This window comes from Leyella stercorea (assembly GCF_021531355.1).
GTDB lineage: Bacteria > Bacteroidota > Bacteroidia > Bacteroidales > Bacteroidaceae > Prevotella.
This window is the reverse complement of sequence record NZ_JADYTS010000032.1, coordinates 1-20,080: the sequence shown is the minus strand read 5'-3', so window position 1 is coordinate 20,080 and position 20,080 is coordinate 1. Positions and strand designations below refer to the sequence as shown.

Annotated in this window: 15 protein-coding genes and 1 pseudogene; 10 read left to right on the top strand and 6 right to left on the bottom strand. The window is 46.5% G+C overall.

Annotated elements, in window-relative coordinates; all coding sequences use genetic code 11:
* Positions 1–84: 84 nt before the first annotated feature.
* From queF to folB, 3 genes are read left to right on the top strand one after another with little or no spacing between them, the layout of a single operon-like run.
* Positions 85–558, top strand: a complete 474-nt coding sequence (queF, locus tag I6E38_RS08335) for a preQ(1) synthase (protein ID WP_235393533.1) — start codon at positions 85–87, stop codon at positions 556–558.
* Positions 559–584: 26 nt separating this feature from the next.
* Entirely contained in the window at positions 585–3,158 is a 2,574-nt protein-coding gene (locus tag I6E38_RS08330; protein WP_235393532.1) for an adenosylcobalamin-dependent ribonucleoside-diphosphate reductase, read from the top strand.
* A gap of 39 nt (positions 3,159–3,197) precedes the next feature.
* Positions 3,198–3,575 (top strand): dihydroneopterin aldolase, encoded by a 378-nt coding sequence (gene folB / locus I6E38_RS08325; protein WP_262912358.1) that lies wholly within the window; start codon positions 3,198–3,200, stop codon positions 3,573–3,575.
* Between the two features lie 60 nt (positions 3,576–3,635).
* Here folB and I6E38_RS08320 read toward each other — a convergent pair whose 3' ends face one another.
* Together I6E38_RS08320 and I6E38_RS08315 are read right to left on the bottom strand one after the other, a co-directional pair.
* Positions 3,636–5,741: a hypothetical protein gene (locus I6E38_RS08320; protein WP_235393531.1), complete on the bottom strand. Its 2,106-nt coding sequence runs from the start codon at positions 5,739–5,741 to the stop codon at positions 3,636–3,638.
* Positions 5,719–6,651: a hypothetical protein gene (locus tag I6E38_RS08315; RefSeq protein ID WP_235393530.1), complete on the bottom strand. Its 933-nt coding sequence runs from the start codon at positions 6,649–6,651 to the stop codon at positions 5,719–5,721. The genes I6E38_RS08320 and I6E38_RS08315 overlap by 23 nt, the downstream gene beginning before the upstream one ends.
* A gap of 184 nt (positions 6,652–6,835) precedes the next feature.
* Here I6E38_RS08315 and I6E38_RS08310 point away from each other — a divergent pair, with 184 nt between their 5' ends.
* The 3 genes from I6E38_RS08310 (at position 6,836) to dnaA (ending at position 10,831) form a co-directional block, all read left to right on the top strand.
* Positions 6,836–8,146: an N-acetylmuramoyl-L-alanine amidase family protein gene (locus I6E38_RS08310; protein WP_235393529.1), complete on the top strand. Its 1,311-nt coding sequence runs from the start codon at positions 6,836–6,838 to the stop codon at positions 8,144–8,146.
* A gap of 15 nt (positions 8,147–8,161) precedes the next feature.
* Positions 8,162–9,064 (top strand): MlaD family protein, encoded by a 903-nt coding sequence (locus I6E38_RS08305; RefSeq protein ID WP_235393528.1) that lies wholly within the window; start codon positions 8,162–8,164, stop codon positions 9,062–9,064.
* Positions 9,065–9,418: 354 nt separating this feature from the next.
* Positions 9,419–10,831: a chromosomal replication initiator protein DnaA gene (dnaA, locus tag I6E38_RS08300; RefSeq protein WP_235393527.1), complete on the top strand. Its 1,413-nt coding sequence runs from the start codon at positions 9,419–9,421 to the stop codon at positions 10,829–10,831.
* A gap of 97 nt (positions 10,832–10,928) precedes the next feature.
* Here the strand turns inward: dnaA and I6E38_RS08295 are convergent, their stop codons facing one another.
* Both I6E38_RS08295 and I6E38_RS08290 read right to left on the bottom strand, forming a co-directional pair.
* Positions 10,929–13,721, bottom strand: coding sequence for a 3'-5' exonuclease (locus I6E38_RS08295; RefSeq protein WP_235393526.1), 2,793 nt, complete (start codon positions 13,719–13,721; stop codon positions 10,929–10,931).
* Positions 13,722–13,874: 153 nt separating this feature from the next.
* Entirely contained in the window at positions 13,875–15,368 is a 1,494-nt protein-coding gene (locus I6E38_RS08290; protein WP_235393544.1) for a PepSY domain-containing protein, read from the bottom strand.
* A 150-nt stretch (positions 15,369–15,518) separates the two neighbouring features.
* Here I6E38_RS08290 and I6E38_RS08285 point away from each other — a divergent pair, with 150 nt between their 5' ends.
* From I6E38_RS08285 to I6E38_RS08270, 4 genes are all read left to right on the top strand, one after another.
* Positions 15,519–15,863, top strand: coding sequence for a hypothetical protein (locus tag I6E38_RS08285; RefSeq protein WP_235393525.1), 345 nt, complete (start codon positions 15,519–15,521; stop codon positions 15,861–15,863).
* 39 nt (positions 15,864–15,902) lie between these two features.
* On the top strand, positions 15,903–16,097 hold the full coding sequence (locus I6E38_RS08280) for a hypothetical protein (protein ID WP_235393524.1): 195 nt from the start codon (positions 15,903–15,905) through the stop codon (positions 16,095–16,097).
* An 848-nt stretch (positions 16,098–16,945) separates the two neighbouring features.
* Complete coding sequence (locus I6E38_RS08275; protein WP_235393523.1) at positions 16,946–17,344, top strand: DUF5053 domain-containing protein; 399 nt, start codon at positions 16,946–16,948, stop codon at positions 17,342–17,344.
* Positions 17,345–17,545: 201 nt separating this feature from the next.
* On the top strand, positions 17,546–17,953 hold the full coding sequence (locus I6E38_RS08270) for a hypothetical protein (RefSeq protein WP_235393522.1): 408 nt from the start codon (positions 17,546–17,548) through the stop codon (positions 17,951–17,953).
* 492 nt (positions 17,954–18,445) lie between these two features.
* Here I6E38_RS08270 and I6E38_RS08265 read toward each other — a convergent pair whose 3' ends face one another.
* Complete coding sequence (locus I6E38_RS08265) at positions 18,446–18,817, bottom strand: hypothetical protein (RefSeq protein WP_235393521.1); 372 nt, start codon at positions 18,815–18,817, stop codon at positions 18,446–18,448.
* Positions 18,818–18,824: 7 nt separating this feature from the next.
* Positions 18,825–20,080 (bottom strand): annotated as a pseudogene (locus I6E38_RS08260) (hypothetical protein); the annotation flags it as partial.

Here is a 20,080-nt window from a genome sequence, read left to right as displayed (position 1 = left end):
ATTATTATATTAACGTATATACAAGAAATTCGTCAATATGCATAAAATTCTGTAACTTTGCACCAAACAAAAACAATTATAGAAATGGCAGCAAACAATGAAAACCGACGCGACGAGGGTCTGCAGGCTCTTGGCGCAAAAACGAAATATCGTGACGATTACGCTCCCGAAGTTCTCGAATCGTTCGTCAACAAACATCAGGGTAACGATTACTGGGTAAGATTCAACTGCCCAGAATTCACATCTTTGTGCCCTATCACCGGACAGCCCGACTTTGCCGAGATACGTATCAGCTATGTGCCCGACGTGCGCATGGTGGAGAGCAAGAGCTTGAAGTTTTATCTGTTCAGCTTCCGCAACCACGGTGACTTCCATGAGGACTGTGTCAACATCATCATGAAAGACCTCATTAAGCTGATGGATCCGAAATACATCGAAGTGACAGGCATTTTCACTCCGCGCGGTGGCATCAGCATCTGGCCATATGCCAACTATGGCAAGCCCGGAACAAAATGGGAGAAGCTGGCAGAAGAGCGTTTTGCCAAGCACGACATTTAAGAAAGCAACGACTTAAAAACACACAAATGGAAAACAAGAAGACATACACTTACGACGAAGCCTACAAGGCTTCACTCGAATATTTCGCCGGCGATGAGCTTGCAGCACGCGTGTGGGTGAGCAAGTATGCCATGAAGGACAGCTTCGGCAAAATCTACGAGCAGTCGCCCGAAGACATGCACTGGCGACTGGCACGCGAAATAGCACGCATCGAAAACAAATATCCCAACCCGATGAGTGAGCGTGAGGTGTTCGACCTGCTCGACCACTTCCGCTACATCATTCCTGCCGGCAGTCCGATGACGGGTATCGGCAACGACCACCAGATAGCGTCACTCAGCAACTGCTTCGTTATCGGCATCGAAGGCGACGGCGACTCATACGGTGCCATTATGCGTCTGGACGAAGAGCAGGTGCAGCTGATGAAACGCCGTGGCGGAGTAGGCCACGACCTCTCGCAGATTCGCCCGAAGGGTTCGCCCGTAGCCAATTCGGCTCTGACCTCTACCGGACTCGTTCCGTTCATGGAGCGATACAGCAACTCAACACGTGAGGTGGCACAAGACGGCCGTCGTGGCGCACTGATGCTGTCGGTCAGCATCAAGCATCCCGACAGCGAGGCATTCATCGATGCCAAGATGACCGAAGGCAAGGTGACCGGAGCCAACGTGAGCGTAAAGATTGACGACGAATTCATGCAAGCTGCTGTTGAAGACAAACCTTATACACAGCAGTTCCCGATAGATTCTGACAATCCTATCGTGAAGAAGGACATCTCTGCCAAGCAGCTTTGGGAGAAGATTGTACACAATGCTTGGAAGAGTGCCGAGCCTGGCGTACTTTTCTGGGACACCATTCTGCGCGAAAGCATTCCCGACTGCTATGCCGACCTCGGCTTCCAGACCGTCAGCACCAACCCCTGCGGCGAGATACCTCTCTGTCCGTACGACTCGTGCCGACTGCTTGCCATCAACCTCTACGCATACATCAAGAATCCATTTACACCTGAGGCAAGCTTCGACTTCGACCTCTTCAAGGAACATGTAGCCAAGGCACAGCGCATCATGGACGACATCGTCGACCTTGAACTTGAGAAGATCGACCTCATAATGGATAAGATCAGCCACGACCCACAGAGCGATGACATAAAGCACGCCGAGTATCATTTGTGGGAGAAGATTAAAGACAAGAGTTCGAAGGGACGCCGTACGGGTGTGGGCATTACAGCCGAAGGCGACATGCTTGCAGCCATGGGACTGCGCTACGGCACCGAAGAGGCTACAACATTCAGCGTTGACGTTCATCGCACACTGGCTCTGACAGCCTACGCATCGTCAGTAAAGATGGCACAGGAGCGCGGAGCTTTCGCCATATTCGATGCCGAACGCGAGAAGAACAATCCCTTCCTGCTGCGCATAAAGGAGGCCGACCCTCAGCTCTACAGCGACATAATGACCTACGGACGTCGCAACATTGCGTGTCTCACCATAGCTCCTACCGGCACAACATCGCTCATGACACAGACCACAAGCGGCATCGAACCGGTGTTCATGCCCGTATACAAGCGTCGCCGCAAGGTCAATCCCAACGATGCCGACGTACATGTTGACTTCGTTGACGAAGTGGGCGACTCGTTCGAGGAGTACATTGTCTACCACAAGAAGTTCCTCGAATGGATGCGCGTCAACGGTATCGACACCGAGAAGCGTTACACCCAGGAAGAGATTGACGAGCTCGTGGCACGCTCACCTTATTATAAAGCTACTGCCAACGATGTCGACTGGCTGATGAAGGTGCGCATGCAGGGTGCCATACAGAAATGGGTGGACCACTCTATCAGTGTAACCGTCAACCTGCCCAACAACGTAGACGAGGCACTTGTAAACCGTCTGTACGTAGAGGCATGGCGCTCGGGATGCAAGGGATGCACCATCTACCGCGACGGATCACGCTCGGGCGTGATGATAGCGGTAAGCAAGAAGGACAAGAAGAAGAAGGCTGCCGCACAGCCAGCCAACGACAAGGTTACGGCACTTGCCAACGTGCTCGCCGTAACGGAGACCCGTCCGCGCGAACTGGAATGCGACGTGGTGCGATTCCAGAACAATCGCGAGAAGTGGGTGGCTTTTGTCGGACTGCTCGACGGCTATCCTTACGAGATATTCACGGGTCTGCAGGACGACGAAGAGGGTATTGCCCTGCCCAAGACCATCACAAAGGGACGCATTATCAAGCAGGTAAACCCTGACGGAACAAAGCGTTACGACTTCCAGTTTGAAAACAAGCGTGGCTACAAGACCACCGTCGAGGGACTCTCTGAGAAGTTCAACCCCGAATATTGGAACTATGCCAAGCTCATCTCGGGCGTACTGCGCTATCGCATGCCTATCGACCACGTGATAAAGCTCGTGGGTTCGCTGCAACTCAACGATCAGAGCATCAACACATGGAAGAACGGTGTGGAGCGAGCCTTGAAAAAATACATTGTCGATGGCACTGCTGCCAAAGGTCAGGTATGCCCCGTATGCGGACAAGAGACTCTCGTATACCAGGAGGGATGTCTTATCTGCAAGAACTGTGGAGCTTCACGCTGCGGATAATTAACCAAGTTTAAAGTTGAGAATTGAGAGTTGAGAGTTATGATAACCCTTACTGAATCATACATTCACATTGACGGAATACGCCTGCACGCACACCACGGAGTGCTGCCTCAGGAACAGCTCACGGGCAACGACTATATAATAAATGTACGCGCGAGCTACGACATTTCGCGCGCAATGCAAACCGACGACGTAGCCGACACGCTCAACTACGCCGAGGTTTACAATATTATAAAGGAGGAGATGAACATTCCCTCAAAACTCATCGAGCACGTGGCAGGTCGCATAGCCGACAGACTTATGGACAGCTATGCCGACATCTCCTCAGTAATGCTGCGCATCACCAAATGCAATCCGCCAATGAGTGCTGACTGCAACGGCGCTGGCGTGGAAATAATCGTGAAGAGAACGGAATAAAAACGGTAAAATAAAAATAGTAGGAGGCTATGGCGGGGATGCCATAGCCTCCTACTATTTTTATTTATTTCTAAACTCACGCAGCACATCACAACGCCGAGTATAATCGTCTATTGCGTTGGGATAAGCCTTGGCAAACATGTCAAGATCGCTCAAAGCCATATATTGTGCCGACTTAGGATGTACAACCAACATTTCCTTATAGCCGTTGCTGGTATCATATTCGACAGTTGCCCAAGGCTCTACGGGCATGAAAGCCAGAGCATACAAAGAGCGGTAGCGCAACTGAACATCGTCCGAATGCTTTGCCACATTCAGATACTTCACAGTCTCGGCAGCAAAGTCCTTCTCCCACGAACGTGCCGAATCCATCACGCTGTGATAGTAATGCGTCAGATACCAACAGTCGCCATAGCACGAAGCCTGATAATAGCGCACTGCTAAGTCGTAAGCCATCTGCTGTTTGTCACTGCCTTCGCGAGCAAGACTGTATCGGCTTAGGCGGTCGGTCATGTCCATACAGAAGTCGAGCTTTGCGTTGCGTGTCACCTTTACCGGCTCATAAGCCTCCTCCACCTTCTGCTTGCCAAACCAGCGGGGCGTATCATAGTGGCGCTGCGAGCTGTATATGCTTATCATCTGAGTGGAAAGCAGCGACATACCCACCTTCTTCAGATAAGGAATGGCATCGGCAAAGCGACCCTCGGCTATGAGTTTTGTGCCGATGAGGTCGTTGAAGTAGTCGGCATCATGATAGGTGTTCTGCGTGCAGTAGGTCTCGAAAGCGTTGGCATGTGGCGTAGTCAGATACTGATAATAGTCGGCAAGGCGATCGGCTTTAAGACTGTCCATCTTGCTGAAATACTCGTCCCACGGACCATACGACACATTATTATTATAGTTGCCTTCTGCATTCATCATAGCACACAGCGCAAGAGCCGTGTTGTCCATGCCCGCATTACGGAAGAGCGGTTCCAGTCCCTTGTGCACTACACGATCCTTTACGTCGGTGTAGTGATTTTCGTATTCGCTACTGATGCCACGCTCTTCCTTTATTTTAGCGTCGAGCCAACGGAATTCGGCAAGCAGATAGTCAGTATATTCAGCGGTCGGCTTGTTTGTACGGGTAGACACGAGCAAACGTATGGCACGTGCATTGTCGCACATGCGCTCCGTTCCGTCAGCCTCAACAGCCTTGTCAGCTTCGGCAATAGCCCGTTGGTTGTTGCCTATGAGATAATCCACCATACTTGCTGCAGCCAGCCACAGGCTGGGCGACTTGACATTGGCATTAGCTGCTGCGTCGACAGCAAACTGCACGAACGCCATCGCCTCCTTGCGATACACCTGCTTGGCATCAATAGTCTTAAACCATTCGGCATCGTCAAATCCAGCCGCCTTCTGGTCGAGCGTTTCCTGTACATTGTTCACAAAGTCCTGTACGAGAAAATGTAGCGTAGGGGCATTGGGATTTTGTGCGAATAAGGTACGTATTCCTGCCAGATTGCGGAAGTTGCGCATCACGGTTTTGATTGACTGCACGTCGCCCTGCTCGGCATATATATTGCAGGCACGTGTACGTTGACTGCTCTTGAGCAAAGCTCGGGCGTAGATGTTACGCATGGCATCACGCCACGGACTTTCGGCAAGTCGCGAAGCTGTAGAATTCCACAATGCTATGTTTGCATTGTTGTAGCCCAACATCATGTTGGCACGCATCTGCAACAGCACATACTGCGGTCGGAGCGCCGTGCCACGATAAGCCTTAGTGGCAACAAGCACCTCCATAAAGCTCTTTTGTCGCTGCGCCATCTCCTGCTTTGTGGGATAGTTCCAGGCATCCTCAGTATACGCCTCGCACGTCTTGAAGTAGCGGTTGAACAGCGTCAGATAGGCTATCATCGCTGTGTCGTTCTTCTTTCGGGCAGTGCTCATTATCTCGTCGCGGTTCCATTTGTAGAACCCCACACCGCTCGGACCGTCGTTGCCGGTGTACGTCTGCCAATAGCGGTCGATGTCGTAGAGAAAGGCGGGTCCGTCAGTAAGTGCGTTGTGGCGATAGACGGAGAACATATAACGGTTGTGCGTAGGTCCTTCGGCCACGCAAGCCGCAGCATCGACAATCGGCAAGGCTGCAATCAAACTACATATTAAGAATCTTTTCATAATCTTTGTGTTTAAGTCGGTTGATGTTATGGTTGTTAAGATCGAAAAGTATTATCTCGTTGTTGGCATCTGGTCGGCGGCTACCTATTACATTAACGGCTTCGATGATGTCGGCAGCCGACGGTTGGCGAAGTGCGATAGAGTCGCTTGGCAGTATAGGATATTCGCCATCGTTATGGATGAAGCCCACAAACCTGCCTCCACGAAACAGTATGCGCCATGTGAATATTGGGTAAGCCGTGCTGAGCTTCAGCTTGTAGTCATTCAGACGGGGCAGGTATGGAGCCGCATCGTGCATGTCGAGTATCGGCTTATGACAACGTATGTCGGTAGCATCGCCTGTATTATACATCATCAGCACGCCTCGGTCGGCAGGCGGAGGAGTCTGGGCAAGCTGATGCAGACGTATTGTCGACGACAGTTTGAGATGTCGGCTGTGACACTCGCGCATCATAGCCTGCATGAATTCGGCATACAATTGGCGTGTTGACTGAGTCCAGTCGCAGTCTATCTGTATCTCCTTCACATTGTACACGTCGTTGGTCTCATTCATCTGCACCACTCGTTTCACAATGAGCGAAGCCAACCGGCTACGGTCTTGCCTTAGACATTCGGGCATAACGAACACCGTAGGCACGATGTCTATGCCCTGTGGCACGTCGGTAGCAAACTTCAGCGTAGCATTGGGCACCGCTCTCCCGCTCTGGTCTGCCACCACGTCAAAGTAGCGTATGTACATCCGGCTGATGTCGTAATTGCGCATGAAGGCGGTCTTAACCGAATCCATATTGAGCGTTGTGCTCCAGTAATATACCGAACGCATCGTTGTAGGCATCGGTTTCGGCTTGCTGCACGACAACGTCAATCCTATTGACAACAGGAAACAGACAACTGCTGTACTTAACTTCATTGTCATTTTTTACGTTTGTCTATTTTACTTTATTATATTGCGAATTTACGCAAAATCAAAGACAATGCAAAATATACCTACATGTTTTTATCGGTTTAACGCAGTTATTAACGATTAATTCGCTAACTTTGCACCTAAAATTGTTGCAGTTCAGACATTTGGACTAACCAACCGTATCTCGTTTATGGCAAAAAAATTATTGCTCTTAACAATTCTCATTATAACGTTTGTATCGGCTGTAGCCGGTGCCAACCGCAAGTTCACGCTTTGCATCGACCCCGGACACGGCGGAAAGGACACCGGAGCGCCCGGAAGCAAATCGGTAGAAAAGAACATCAACCTCAGCGTAGCGCTCGCTTTCGGACGCTATGTGGAGCGCAATTGTCCCGACGTGACGGTGGTATATACCCGCAAAACCGACGTGTTCATACCCTTGTACGAGCGCGCCGAGATAGCCAACCGCAAGAAAGCCGACCTCTTTATATCCGTACACACCAATGCTTTGAAGGGCAACCACAGCATGCGCGGATTCGAGACATACACCTTGGGCGACGGTCGTTCGCACGCAAAGGTGGAGAATCTGGAGGTGGCAAAACGCGAGAACTCCGTAATACTGCTTGAGAAAGACTATAAGCAACACTACGTGGGATTCGATCCCAACTCGCCCGAGAGCAACATCATGTTCGAATTCATCCAGGACAAGAACCTGACACGAAGCATCGAGTTTGCCAAGATGTTACAGACACATGTATGTCGCGCAGCCAATCGACCCAACAAGGGCGTACATCAGCAGAACCTCGCCGTGCTACGACTCACGTCAATGCCAGCTTGTCTGATTGAGTTGGGCTACATATCAACTCCCGACGAGGAACGCATACTCAACGACAAGGCACAGGTGGACAACATGGCACGTGGCATATACAATGCTTTCGTACAGTACAAGAACAAGTACGACACACGCATGACTGTGCCATACAAGACGATATCCGACCCCATTGCAGAAACCCCCGAACCGATACAAAACGTTGAAGCAATCAACACGGACACACAAGAGTCTGCCGACAATAACCGCAAGGAGAACGTCGACAAAAACAGTAAGAACAATGTTGACAAAAACGTTTCGACAGAACGACCATCAACATCAACTCGCACATCAAATACCGAGCGTAAACCTATACAGCGCAACACCACATCTCAGCCTTCGGGAAGAGTGAACGACGCACAGCCGGTATTCAAGGTGCAGATACTTGTATCGCAGCGCAAACTGAAGACTGGCGACCATAACTTCCGCGGACTTGAGGGCTGCGACAGCTTCGAGGAAAACGGAATGATAAAGTATACTTACGGAGCTTCTAACAACTACAATGAGATATACCGCCTGCGCAAGACGATACTCGACAAATTCCCCGGTGCATTTATCATAGCATTCAAGAACGGAGCCAAAATGGACGTAAACCAAGGCATACGCGAATACAAACAAAATAGAAACAAATAAAATTGACAATAAATTATGAAAGGATTTACGAAAGAAGTGAAAATAGCACTCGTAGCTATTGTGGGAGTCATCATCCTTTTCTTCGGAATGAATTTTCTGAAGGGACTTAACGTCTTCTCGTCAACCGACGACTACTACATAGAGTTCAAAGACATAAGCGGACTGTCAACATCAAGCCCCATCTATGCCGACGGATTCAAAGTGGGTACTGTCAAGGATGTCATCTACGACTATGCAGGCGACAAACCTACTCGTGTGCTTGTAGGACTCGACAAGGCTATGCGCATTCCAGCTGGCTCAACAGCCGAAATCGAGAGTGACTTCATGGGCAACATCAAGGTCAACCTGCTGCTCGCCAACAATCCGCGCGAGCGTGTCATGCCAGGCAGCACCATCAAGGGCGATGTCAACGGCGGAGCTTTGGGCAAGGCAGCCGACATGATTCCTACAATCGAGAAGATGCTGCCCAAGCTTGACAGCATTCTTGGAAGCCTCAACACTCTGCTTGCCGACCCTGCTCTGGCACAGTCGCTACACAACGTACAGACCATCACCGACAACCTCACCACTTCTACTGCCGAACTCAACAAGCTCATGGCTTCGCTCAACAAGGGCGTACCAGTGATGATGGCCAAGGCCGACGGAGTACTCGACAACACCAACAAGCTGACATCCAACCTCGCCGCTCTCGACATCCAGACTACAATGCGCCAGGTTGACCAGACCATAAATAATGTACAAGAGCTCACCGCCAAGCTCAACAGCAACAACGGTACACTCGGACTGCTCATGAACGATGCCTCGCTCTACAACAACCTCAACTCTACAATGTGTAGCGCCGACTCGCTCCTCACCAACCTCCGACAGCACCCGAAGCGCTATGTACACTTCTCTCTGTTCGGAAAGAAGGATAAATAAGCCAATTAGATTTTGTATAAATAAGAACGATGAAATGTTTCACGGCTTCAGACTCGCTCTGAAGCCGTTATTTCAATATCTTAGCACAATTGTAAACAATGTTTCACCACTACGTCTAAAATTTGCTTAAATCACGTAACTATCAGTAAATCAACGCATTTTATATTACAACGCCATTTTACATCCAATAATTCATAAAAAATGCTAACTGTCGGAAAATAAGGCTGTTAACAAACTTTGCTTAAACAATAAAATGCAGACGATTTGCTCACATCAAAAAAAATAAGTAATTTTGCAGACGGAATTTTAAGAATCAACCTGTCGAAAGACATTTTAACATACGTACCACAGCCAATGAATTTAAGTCCTGAGAAGCTTTGGGACAAGTGTCTCGCCCTTATACACGAGAACACTACCGAGCAACAATACAATGCATGGTTCAAGAGCATTGTCTTCGAATCCTTCAATGAGGAGTCGAAGACCGTGTTGATACGCGTACCGAGTCCGTTCGTGTACGAGTATTTGGAGGAGAACTATGTCGACTTGTTGCGCAAGGTGCTTACACGTATGTTTGGAGAGAACGTTCAACTTTCTTATCGTATTGTTACCGACAGCGAGAACAAGAAGACGCAGGTGATTGAAGGCGACGAGCCTACCGACGAGACAATGCGTCCGCAGGCACGTACCAATGCCAACGAGTCGCCTAATCTTATCGATGCATCACCACTGCAGCAGATTGACTCTCAGCTGAACCCACATCTCACCTTCCGCAACTACATCGAGGGCAACAGCAACAAGTTGCCGCGCGCCATTGGACAGACCATAGCCGAGCATCCGCAGAACATGCAGTTCAACCCGTTCTTTGTGTTCGGACCTTCAGGATGTGGCAAGACACACCTTATTAATGCTATAGGTGTCGAGGCTAAGCGAATCTATCCCGAGAAGCGTGTGCTCTATATCAGCGCCCGATTGTTTGAGGTGCAGTACACCAACGCCGTACTGCGCAACACAATCAACGACTTCATCAACTTCTACCAGACCATCGACGTTCTGATTGTCGACGACATTCAGGAGTGGGAAGACAAGAAGGGCACACAGAACACCTTCTTCCACATCTTCAACCACCTCTTCCGCACCGGCAAGCGCATCATCCTTGCCAGCGACCGTCCACCGGTAGAACTGAAGGGAATGAACGAGCGACTCATCACCCGATTCTCATGCGGACTCATCGCCGAGCTCGAGAAGCCTAACGTACAGCTGTGCGTAGACATTCTGCAGAGCAAGATACGCCACGACGGCTTGAACATTCCAGAGGATGTGGTGAAGTTTATCGCTTCGACAGCCAACGGAAGCGTGCGCGACCTGCAAGGCGTAATCAATTCGCTTATGGCTTACAGCGTGGTGTACAACTGCAACGTTGACATGCAGCTCGCCCAGCGCGTAATCAAGCGCTCGGTAAAGGTAGAGGAAAATCCGCTTACGGTAGACGACATCATCGAAAGCGTTTGCCAGCACTACAACGTTACACCTGCCAACATCAACAGCCGCAGCCGAAAGAAAGACTACGTCATGGCTCGTCAGGTGTCGATATATCTGGCACAGAAATACACCAAGATGCCAGCAAGCCGAATAGGACGACTCGTTGGCGGACGCGACCACTCTACTGTGATATACAGTTGTAACCAGGTGGAGCAACGCATCAAGATAGACAAGAAATTCTCAAGTGAGATAACGAGTATCGAAAACTCGTTCAAACTTAAAAACTGACAACACTTGCCACAACATCAATAGATACTGGCGGCAAGTAGTTGTCAGTTTTTTTTTGCTTATAGGGTTCTGACTTTATTTTGGCTTTATACGCCACTTACTTCTTTTCGGCAGCAAAGCGCTCTTCCTTGAAGTACTTCGCTATCGGCTTCATGAATGGCGTGAGGTGTACGTCGTGCGGAACATTCTGATAGTCGAGGCGTGTGATGCATTGCGAAACATACAGCCTATGCTTGGCACGCGACAAGGCAACGTAGAATTTGCGGGCATCCTCTGCCAATTGGCGAGGGTTGTTGCGACTGTAATAGTTGGGCATACGTCCGTCGACGGCATCGAATATGATGACATTGTCAAACTCCAGTCCCTTTGCCTTGTGTATGGTAGTGACGAATATGCGCTCCTTCATGTTGCTGCTGCCGCAAAGGTCAGCTTCCTTCAGAGTGCTTATCTCCATTGTATGATTAGAAAGCTGCTCGTATAGCGACGGTTCTCGACTCGGATCTATCATCTCGCCCGACAGATAGTCCATCACAAAACGCAGTCCGTCTATCTCCTGCACCATTCCTTCAGAAAGTAGATAGTCGTAGAAACGATTCAGTTCGACTACCAATGCAGGCTTCACCAGCTTTTCATTATCGGCTACAACGGCTAAGGCTTCAGCCCCGTCTGCACTTTCGTCTCTTGAATACATTCTTTCCAGAGCCGAAACGTACATCTGCTTGTAGTTACGACGCAATGTTTCGATACGCGGACGCACCCGACTGTCGTTAAGGAAGTCGTGCTGCTGCCCTACCCTATCCTTCGAAAGCTCATAGCAATGCACCACTACGCTGCGTGTAGCATTGACATCATCATCGGCAAGATGCGAGTTTGAACCCTCCAGATGCAGCACTTCAAGCAGATACTTCAGTTTGTGCTCCTTCAGTTCGGGATGCAACAGACGCACGAGTCGCAACGAGTCGAGATACTCCGGATGCGAGTCATGCAGATTGATGTCTGGCGTATAACGGCGCAGATTAAAGTCAAGTATGTTATAGTCGTAATCGGCATTGTGTCCGAGCAGAGTGCATCCGTCGGCATAGGCCATAAACTGGCGTAATGCTTCCTCGTGCGTCAGCAAGTCATGGTGCTTGCGCTCCTCAACAATGGGATTGACTATATCGCCAAGCATAGCCGGTATCTCGCGCTCGGTCTCGATATACACCGTAAACTCCGACCCTTTCACCACCTCACCGTTCCTCATCTTCACGGCAGCTATCTGCAGGATGTCGTCTTCAAACACGTTCAGTCCTGTAGTCTCGGTATCGAACACCACTATCGTATCATTGGTATAGCTATCGACAAATCGCATGAGATAGGTTGAATCGTCGTCGCGCAACAGGTCTGACGGCAATATGGCACGGTCGAACAGGTCACGCACAAACTTACGCGCAGCCGCATTGCTCTCGTAAACACGCACTCCTTTCATCAATCTTGCCCACGACATAAAGCTGAACTCATTGTTCAGCACACCAAGATGAGCCAACAGAAGCTTCACATCGGGCTGTGAGAAGAGGTCGGTACCCGAAACCTTGAAGTGACCTATGCCACAACGTGTCAGCTCCTGACTTATATCCTCAGCATCGCGGTTGGCATTAACCACAAATGCTGTGGTAGATTGGGGGAACGTACGATTGAGAGTGTCGGCAAACTGTACGCAGTCGCGCACCTCTTGATCATAATCCTCGCTACACAGAATCTTCAGTTCGTTGCCCATAAGCACTTCATCATTACTTTTGCCGGCATCGGGCAGCAATGTGCTGTCAATTCGAAGCACCTCAGCGGCATAAGTATTGAAAATGTCGAGCAGATAGCGAGGCGAACGATGATTCACCGACAGATGATGCAACTGGCATGCCGACTTCGACTTGATGGCAGAAAGCGTGTCGAGCTTGGCCCCCATAAACGAGAATATCGCCTGCTGCTCATCGCCGAGAAACATCACCGTGCGGAACGGGCGCGCCGTGAGCATCTTGATGATAGCCATCTGCAACGGGTTGATGTCCTGCACCTCGTCCACCTGTATCCACGGATAGCGCTTATACAGCTTATGCTCCCTGTCGGCAGCAAGCGCGTCGTATGTCATCATCAGCAAGTCCTGGAAGTCAAGCAGTCGGTTGGCACGTTTGTACCGACGATACTGCTGCGCAAGCGACATTTTCTGCAAAAGCTTGAATATAGCCTGGCGGTCGCCATAGTCGCACGTGTCCGACTGGGTAAGGTCGCGATACTGCTCCACATTATTGTAAATATCGGTCATGGCAGCAGCGTCAAACGGCTTGCCCATCACGGTACAGATACGACGCATCGCCGCAATGTCCGTAGGATTGATGCAGTCAGGATGCACACGCAGTTCCTTGGGATGCCCGTGACTAATCTGGTGCATCATACTCTCCAGATGAAATATCTCACTATACGAGCGACGACGATTGTAGTTGGAAAGCACCATATACTCGTCCTCACCAAGATAGCGCGCAAGTATCGATACGGCATCATCCTCGTCAATAACGCTCGACTCGGCAGCTACAAGTCCCTCGGCAAACAGAAACTTCGAGCAGAACCTATGCACATTGCCAACGAAAACGTCACTCACATCATCATCCGCGATGTTCTGCGTAATGCGTTCAATCATGCCACGCGCAGCACGGTTGGTGAACGTAAGGCACAACATATCCTTATACTCCACGCCCTCTGAGTCGTGGGCATAGCGTATGCGTTCGGTCAATATCTGCGTCTTGCCACATCCCGGAGGCGCAAGCACAAGATGAAATCCACCCTGAGCCACAATCACATCCTGCTGACAAGGGTCGGGAATAAATCCGCTGACAGTTTGCGTATTTTCTGATGCCATAAACAGCTACAATTGGTTCGTTTTAAAAGAATATACAAAAATAACACAAACTTATGGGAGAACGAAATAAAACTGTAAAAAAAAGAGAACGAAACAAAACTCTAAAAAAGAATTGTTTCGTTCTACGCTGTTATCCATTTTTATTTTTGCATTCTATGAGACTTTGTTCTTGTGCATTGCCTTCTTTCTGATTCTAATCCTTATTCTGTAGCCCGACCATAAGCACCAAACGGCAAGTATGCCCATCACAAAAATAAAAATGTAGGTGGCAATGCTTCCTATGAAGATTCTTCCACTATGCACCTCCAACGCCACATTCCATAGCGACATAGGCAGTTGGTTCATACTTGCAGGTTGAGGGCAGAATGTCGTTCCTTCGTAATATTCCGCTATTACCGGAGCAGAGAAGTCCTGACTCATACCAGCAATAGCCTTCTTTCCGAACGGAGCACCTGCTTTCTTCGGCGCAGACTTACCCGTAAAGTAATCGAAAGCCTCCGCCTGTAGTCTGTCCCAAACATACAAACCGCTGAACGAACCGCAAAGCCATCTGCCTTTCACGTCCTTCTGCAACACATTCACCCCCATCACGCTTACGGGAGGAGCCGAAGTAAGGGCTTTCACCTTTGCATTTGACATATTCAGGGAATAAAACCCTTCTGACGTTGACAGAAGCCAGTCGTGGCAACTGTCATCATACCGAATCATACGGAGCTTGTCGTTCCATGGATTTTCGCTCTTAAGTGTTGTTCCGGGAAGTGCCGGTATCTTGTTCAAAACCAAGGCTATCATAACAGGAGGACGAAGACACCAACCCGTCAGAGCAATCAGCAATGTGAGAATGATAGTATAACGTCCTATTCTGTCATGCAGACGAAACGACTGTTGCATCAAGACTCTACGTTTCGGTCGCAACCATATTATAACACCAGTAATGCAGAGCAACACTAAGATGATGGCAATGGCATCAACCACAAGTTTTCCTGTCATACCAAACAATTCTCCGCTATGAAGCAACCAAACAGTACGGAATGCCGTCACCTTGCCGTCATAATCCTTTGGAGCAGAAAGTTGTATGCGCTTGAATGTCGTATATGGAGGTAGCGACACGTAAGCAAAAGAACGGCTAAGCACCACAAGTGTGTCGCCATGCGAGGCAATATCGGTCAACTTCTCGTCATCTTCCAATGGCATCTTCACCTCATTCCATTTACCATGCACTCCATATCGGTATATTCCGAATGGCGATACCGCCCAAAGACTGCCATTTGCTGCCTTTATTACATTTCTTATCTGGCGATAGTCAGCACCTATAGGCAATCCGTCATTGAAGTCCTTGAAGCACGAAGCCTTGTTATCGGAAAGCCATATTCCTCCGTTGCCGTAAAGCAACAACCTATGGCAAGAATCCATCATAGTCAATGAGTCTTCAACAATAGCCTTGTCAAGATCGAGCGTTCCTCTTAACAAACCGCCATTCCAATTGCGATACTCATAACGGCTTGGCAGATACTTCCTGCTCACGTTCACATCCTTAATGAGTGAACGATGATTAAGCAGAATACCTGACACGCAGAACATCAGCATGAAAAAGCTCATGCCTATCCCCAACCACTTATGATGTTTTCTCCAATTCAATTTCATAATGCTATCCTCATTTCAGACTACAAAGGAACTGATTTTCCAACAAATGTACAATACTTAAAAATAATGAAACTATAGATATATTGCCATTAGCATTGCTACTTCAAATACTTTTTGTATATTTGTGGTGTAACAACTAAAATCAACGGCAGTATGGAGTTTTTCTTTTTATTCACATGGATATTTGTAGTCGCTTTTGTAGCATTTGCCCAGAATGCTGGCAATAAACGGCACAAATACAGCATCAGTACTAAGCCAACAGAAGTTGAAGAAAATAAAATAGTATATGACTTTAAAGGCCAACAAAACCCCGAATCATATTACGAAGAAAAGGAGCAAGAATTTCTTGTACAGATAAAAGAAATGTACGAGAGCATCGCCAAGACATATAATTTCTCCAAATACAATAAAACAATGCGAGAAATCGAAAAACTTAAACGTGAATTGGCCAACCTACGAGCACAATATAAAGAATATGTTGCCTCAACAAAATATTAGTTTTATACAGAATACAACATTACACTAAATCAAAACGATATGGAATATAAAGATATGATTGAAAAGGTCAAGGCTTTGGCTATTAAGAATAGAGAAGCCAAGACAGCTGAAGAAAAAGCATTAATAAAAGAACAGATGGAACGCCTAAAGGCTGAAGACGAAAAAGCCTTTGCCGTAGCTGTCGGCTTCATGGTAAAAAAGACAAAGCAAGATATAGAAGAACAACGTACATGACATTTATTATTTGTCGATAAATCTTTCTGAATCAGCGATTTTTTGTATATTTGTCGTGTAATCATTAAATCGTCTGCTATTATGATAACCTTACTTGAACATTTCTGGATCTTCTTCATTTTTTTCGCTATTATTGTATTGTTTCGAAATGCAAAGCATAAATTGAAAAGGAATTTGAATGAATCAAGAATTAAGGCAGAGTCTGCTTTTTCTAAAGAGATTTATTCCTTTTTCAAGCGTTCCACTTGGCTATGGCGTGTGTCAAGAAAGGAGGAGAGACGACTTAATCGTCGGCTGAAATATCTTGGCAGACTTCGTGCAAAAGCCGTAAAACGTTTCGGGTGCAATTCAAGGCAAGTAGAGTTAATAGACAGATGAATAGCTGAAGTTCAACAATATATAAAACAGTTTTCCCATATTTCAAAGACAGCATTTGATTTGTCTTTATGGGCACATGTATTTTTAAATAAGATTTTGTAGTGCTTTTATGTTATTATATTAGCAAAAAACAATAAATACAATCCATTGCACACCTCAAATACTTTTTGTACATTTGCCCAAGTAATCATTAAATAGTCTGCTATATGTTCTACATTATATTTCTTTTCTATTTGCTAATGCTATTAGCAGTCGCCATTGCAAAAGATTGTAGCGGTGGCTTTAGAAGTAGTAGTGAGTCTGATGAGATAATGAGGATGGAATATGAGCAAAAAATACAAGAAATCAGACGTAAAACAGAAAGATTACAAAAAGAAAACGAGAGGCTAAGGAAAATAAAATTATAAACCACTTTTGTCTTTTCCCCATCACTACAGTCTCGTTAAAGTGGTCTACAATATATAAACACTATGGAAGGAATTGACGCTATTTTACAAGAGTATGGCAGTCTTGCAGGCAAGACTGATGCAGCAAGTGAAGCAAGGAAGAATGAGATCATTGCATGGCTTAAAGACCATGCTGTTGATGTTAAAGATGATGCCAAAGCGTTTGTCAACGCCAAGCTCGATTGCATTGAGAGTGACGTGACTGCTCTACGTTCACGCATAAGTGACGAAGACTATAAGTTGTTGCCCTTATCTTTCATCGCTAAACATTACTTCGGCAAAAGCGCAGCATGGCTCTCACAGCGCCTAAACGGCACTCTTGTTCGTGGTAAGACTTACACGCTCAACGAGGAGCAGAAGCGTATCTTTAATGAAGCTCTGCAAGATATAAGCTTACGCATCGGCTCTCTTCATCTGGATTGAAGCGCCAACTTACCAAGGATTTTGAAATGGTCACTGTTTAATAAATTCAACACCGCCGCCCGACCATGCGGCATTCATTTTAACAAATGAACTTTTGAGCCTTCGGTGCGTGATGCATCGAGGGCTTTTTTATCGATAAATATTTCTGAGTCAGCAAATTATTTTGTATATTTGCGATGTAATCATTAAATCGTCTGCTATATGGAAACATTCTTTATTTTGTATGCGGTATTCTTCGTACTATACATTTTGTTTCAAGGCTTGCAGTCGGTAGGCGAAAAGTTGAACGATATAACGAGAACCTATGAGAGCAAGAAACCTGAGGATGAAAATTCTTTTGCTCAAATATGCAAGCGCCAAATTGAATACGAGAAAACACTGGTTCCAGACTCTGAAGAATTGCGTAAGGTACGCGAAGACTTTGAAAAAGCATATTTAGAAGAGCGTGAGAGTGTTCGATTAAAAATGTGCGAAGGATACTACAAATCGAAAAAAGCAATAGCTTATTCTCCTGAATATTATACAGGCGATAAGCAATATGATAAATATCATAAATTGTTTTTTTCCATGGGATACGATTTTGTCGAATATACAAAATGCAGACCTTAATTTTGCATGTGTACCTAACGAAACGAGAGTTCATGCCATTTGAAATGAGAGATCGTACCAACTGATACAAGTGTGGGTATCAATAGAGATGAGGTTATGTGTCTGAGCTGAGTTGGGGCTCATATAATATTGTTGTGTTTTTAACTGGAATGAAGGGGTGAACCCGGAGCTGACTTCCGACATGCATCTCATTTTATCGTTTCAGAAGAAGAGGTCGTCTCTAAAATGAAATTGGCTTTGTCTTTATCCAACCATTACCGGAAATGATATGGCAAAAGGATCTGTTTTTTCGAATCTTCCTACATTTCGAGTGATACGACAGTCATGCAATGTGTATAGTCTCAGTTAGAAGTATTCTTTATTCCTAAAGCCATACACATTGCGTTCCGTCACTTTTATTATTATACATCTCTATATTTCCTATATATATGACAATCACCCCATACAAGTATTCCTCTTTTATATGCAAGTTAATGCAAAACTCCGAATGTGTCACTTCTGAGCGATGACAGAATTTACAATCTGATCAAGTTGCTCAAACACTTCCTTTTTCCCAAGATACAGATCTTTGTCGTACATTTCCTTATTTGCACTGAAGGTATAGACTTCGTTATCGCCTTCGATTCGGCAGACGTCGTCGTTGTCTTTCCAACGGAAGCGGATACCCTTGTATGTGAAGTCTGCGTCATTACACCATAAGAAAGATGTTTCAGGAACTTTGATGTCCTCGGATACTGTGATGGTGAAATCGCTCAGGACTTCGTCTCTGAGTTTAGCATTGAGAAATACGCCTGTTTGACTTGGAAAGATGGCCGTATGATAATGGTATCCAGAACGGATCCATGAATATGGAATCTTATCCATGACGAAATCAAACAGTTTGGTATGCGCCAATGAATAAATAAATAGCGGCATACTTTTTTCTGAGTTCTTCCAATTCTGTAGACTCTTTTTCTTGCAGGATTCCTTTAGACAGAAGATATGACATCTGCTTCTCTTCTTCGGGTTTAGGCGATACCTCTAGTGTTTCAGGGGCAACTTGATATTTGACACCTCGATCCTTGCCGATGATTACTCTACGCTTGGCAGGGAAGATAGAGTTGCCATATCCCCTGTTTGTACTGTTATCAAGAAGAACATAGTTCCAAATTTTGTTCTTATCGTTGATAGGATCCTTCCATGTTGTGTTGGATTTAAGAAAACCAATGATCTTTGTTCTCAATTTGTCGAAGTCCTCTTGTTTGATTTCATTTTTCTTTTTCTTTAGGAATTCTGTTGCCGCCGACAGGATTTCTTTTTTCTCCTTTTCCTCATTCGGCAAACCAATCATCGAATATTCAATCCATTCTTTCTGATCTTTGGCAATCTCCAGCGAATTCTCAGTGCTGGAGTCGATATGCTCGATATCCCAACTCTCTTTCTTGTAAAGATGGAATGGAAATTTATAGAACACCCCTTGTGAATATTGGCCACCATTCTTGAGCTCATTGTTCTGAGCGATGACAGTCTGGATGTTATGAAGGAGGAGAATGTCGCGGCATTTGGATTTTGGACCAAATCCATTTTCTGTCTCATAGACAGTATCTTCCAATCCGAGTTCTGAATTATAGCATTTATTCAGATGTTCCTTGATGGCTGCCTTCAGGTAATCAGTGAAGGCAAATCTGTCTTTGCTTTCTTCCCAGTCCTTGAAAAGCTCGGGCAGGTTCTTGATTCTGCAGTCGAGGACATAGCCTACATAATGGTATAGAGCGACATCATCATACCACTCTTTGAGGATTCTGAAAAGGTTTATGGTCAATTTCCAACATTCTTCTACTTTTTCTAATTCTGTACCCTTATCTTTCCTTTTGAAGAATTTATTAAAGTATCTGAATGTCTGATTGTCGTCATTGCAGCATTTATCCTTGCCGATATTCAACCTGTCCTGCTGATAAATGATGTCGAAGATGAAATCTATTCTTGTAGGACGTTCGTAGCCGATTGGATGGACAAACAGCCAAAATTCATCGTTCTGAAGGGTGTATTCAATGGCGTCCCATTGACTGGCAATTGGCTCACCCGATAAACTAGGGGGAAGACGCTTTGATTCTATAGAAAATTTATACCTTTGTGCCATGAATAATC